This window comes from Grimontia marina, assembly GCF_900060185.1.
Taxonomy (GTDB): domain Bacteria; phylum Pseudomonadota; class Gammaproteobacteria; order Enterobacterales; family Vibrionaceae; genus Enterovibrio; species Enterovibrio marinus.
Genome location: NZ_FIZY01000125.1, coordinates 1 through 2,798 on the forward strand (window position 1 = coordinate 1; position 2,798 = coordinate 2,798).

The window sequence follows — 2,798 nt, forward strand, 5'->3', positions numbered from 1 at the left end:
AGGCCATCGCCGCAGCCAAGGCTTTTTCATCGAGCAAAGCTTGGCTTTTAAAACGCCCTTCCCAGAAGTGTCCCGTACACTGGTCTTCACGATTCGCTTCAGTGGCAATATGTTGATTCAGCAGGCGCATAAACCAACTGATAGAGCTCAGTCGTTCTCGCCAAGTGTCTATGATTTCAAAGCAACGTTCGGTTTCGGCTTCTGACAGTGCTTCCCCCTTCATAAAGCGCTGTATCAGTACTGGGCCTTGATGGAACGTTAACCAACGTTCTGCAACGTCAATGGGGGCTAAGGCATTCGCACTGTCCGTGTTGATGTGCAACACAACATGATAGTGATTACTCATAATGGCGTAGGCACACACATCGATACAGAATACCTGGGCTAACTCCAAGAGCCGTTCTTCTATCCAAGCCCGTCGGTGCTCGAAATTTTTCCCCTGTTCGTTGTCATAGCCGCAAAGAAAAGAACGACGAACACAGCGAGAAATGCAGTGATAGTATGGAGTGGCATCTACATTTATCTGAGTGGAGCGAGCTTTGGTCATAGCGGATAAGGGAATAGGGCTGAAGAATGAACTTACCGTATCTTAGCCAACACACGATTGCATGTTGAGTGAGTGGGTATGAAGAATAGCGCACTAATGTATGAAATTGATAAATAGGTCTTTTTCTAAAAGTGTCTGTCCCTGTATTCCCTGTATTCCATTAGGACAGATACAGCAGTAACAATAAATCCCGGGGTGTCAGCGCGGGCATTAGCTTAGGCGGTGGTGATGTCGCCAGCAATGGTGTTGTCGATGTCGCAGGCAGCAAAGGTAATGTTACTGGCGCCAATGGCGGCCTGAATGCTGGCAGCGGCCGCACTTATCAGACTGACACTGTTCTCACCAGCCTCACCGCTGGCGAAACCGCTACCGTCAAGGTTGATGGTCACACCCAAATCAACGGCGCGCTGATAGCGACCGTGGATGAGGAAGGCAAAGACGCAGGAAACCTGACGTTAGAAACAGAGACTCTGGGCTTCAGTGACTTGAAAAACACCACCTACGCACAGAACAGTGCCATGGGCATCAGCACCGGTGTGGGGATAGGTAACGAAACCGATGTTGACGGGAAAAAGACCGACAACACCGAGGTTGATTCCACCTACAACAGCTCCACCCTGCAATACCAAAACAGCAGTGATTACAGCGTTAGCAAAACCCTTGCAACAGTGGGTCAAGGCAATGTCACCGTGGGCGGCGATAGCAAGAGTGACAGCCTGACGGCGCTGAACCGCGATGTGGAGAACACGGAGAAAGACCTGTTCTCCGTCGAGCGCAATGAAGGGAATGTGGATGTCACGGTTGACCATAGGTTGTTGACGGAGGCTGGGCGGAGTGACATTGCCGAGGACTTCAAACGCAACGAAATTGCTTTTGATGCCATCGTTGACCTGGCAGAAAAAGAAAGTGTCGCCCTTCTCGGTGATGCAGAAAGTGGCATAGAAGGGTTCTTTGCTCATCAGGACAACAAGCAAAAGTTCTTCACTGCCAGTAAACGTTTCGTGACCGATGAGAGGAACGCCGACAATGTAGCAATTCTTAATGACCCAAATGCAACCAATCAGCAAAAAGAGCAGGCATACACGTCACTTGCTAACTACATCTCGACAGAAATGGGCGTGCCTCCCGCTGAGGCCTTACTGGCCGTGGTTGAAAATTATGCCAACGAAGAAGTCAAAGGTGCCTATGCAAATGGCACCATGTTCTTCAACGATAGGCAACATTCTACACTCGAAGATTCGGCCAACACTGTGGGCCACGAAACTCAGCATCACATCGATGCCAATACTAAGCCGGCAAACACCAACGAGGCGTATCACGATAACCGAGAACAGTATGCGGATGTAATGGGAGACGCCACAGAGGACTACCTTAAGTTCAACTACAGCAATAACGACAAAGGCTCTTTTGGTGGGTTCAATACCCAAAATGGAACCAAGGGCAGCGAAGTTATCGCTAAGAATCAGCCGGTATTTGAAAGTAGTAAACAATCGGCTGAGCTGGACTTTAAAACGCCAAATCGTAACGAGCAATACATCATAAATACGCTATCTGGGGGCGACCCAGCGAAGCGTGATGAATTGCTTGCTGCAGGTTGTGCACTTATCAAATGCTCCGCAGAGTTTCCAATTGGCAGTGAAAATTACAACTACTACAAGGCGCTGGAAGAAAAAGGCAAAGACAGCATTGACGCTCAAACCGTCCTGAAAAACTTCAGTGAACGGAATGTCGTTCAAGGCAATACCTACCCTACGGTGGAAACAGTTGAAGGGTTTGGTTATGGAGACATAGATAAAAACCAAGACACTCAGACACTGATATCGAATCTGTATGCAGAAAATGTGGCTGATACTTTAGGCGTGTCTAAAGAGATTGCTGCTACCTTAGTGGCAACTGTGAGCTTGTTTGCTGCCGTTACAGTAGGGAAAAGTAAAGGTGTTCCTGCGAGCAGTAAGCTGAACACAGGAGGTAACGGCTCTTATGATGGTGATGGCGAGTTCTCAACGCCAGACCGTAAAGTAATTCCAGCTAAAGACATAGTTCATACGCCGGTGCTGACGGGTAGTGATCAATCTGGTAGGATTCATGGTGCAGATGTCAGAGAGGACAACCCGACACCATCATCTAAATAACTGATCCGAATAGTGCTACATTTTCGCCGTGCCGTGGCAACCTCCCGGGTACGGCGATACGTTATCCATAAAGTGCTTCACCTTCCTGAGCAATTGCCACATATGTTTACACCTGTGAT

3 protein-coding genes are annotated in these 2,798 nt (G+C 48.5%); 1 reads left to right on the forward strand and 2 read right to left on the reverse strand.

Annotated features, from left to right (window positions below; genetic code table 11):
• Both GMA8713_RS25285 and GMA8713_RS27565 read right to left on the reverse strand, forming a co-directional pair.
• A partial coding sequence (locus GMA8713_RS25285) for a transposase (protein ID WP_306456078.1) occupies nucleotides 1-547 on the reverse strand: 547 nt, incomplete at its 3' end.
• A gap of 215 nt (nucleotides 548-762) precedes the next feature.
• Nucleotides 763-936, reverse strand: a complete 174-nt coding sequence (locus GMA8713_RS27565; RefSeq protein WP_157515783.1) for a hypothetical protein — start codon at nucleotides 934-936, stop codon at nucleotides 763-765.
• Between the two features lie 30 nt (nucleotides 937-966).
• Between GMA8713_RS27565 and GMA8713_RS25290 the strand changes: the two genes are divergently transcribed.
• Nucleotides 967-2,679: a hypothetical protein gene (locus GMA8713_RS25290; protein ID WP_062715392.1), complete on the forward strand. Its 1,713-nt coding sequence runs from the start codon at nucleotides 967-969 to the stop codon at nucleotides 2,677-2,679.
• Nucleotides 2,680-2,798: the final 119 nt, after the last annotated feature.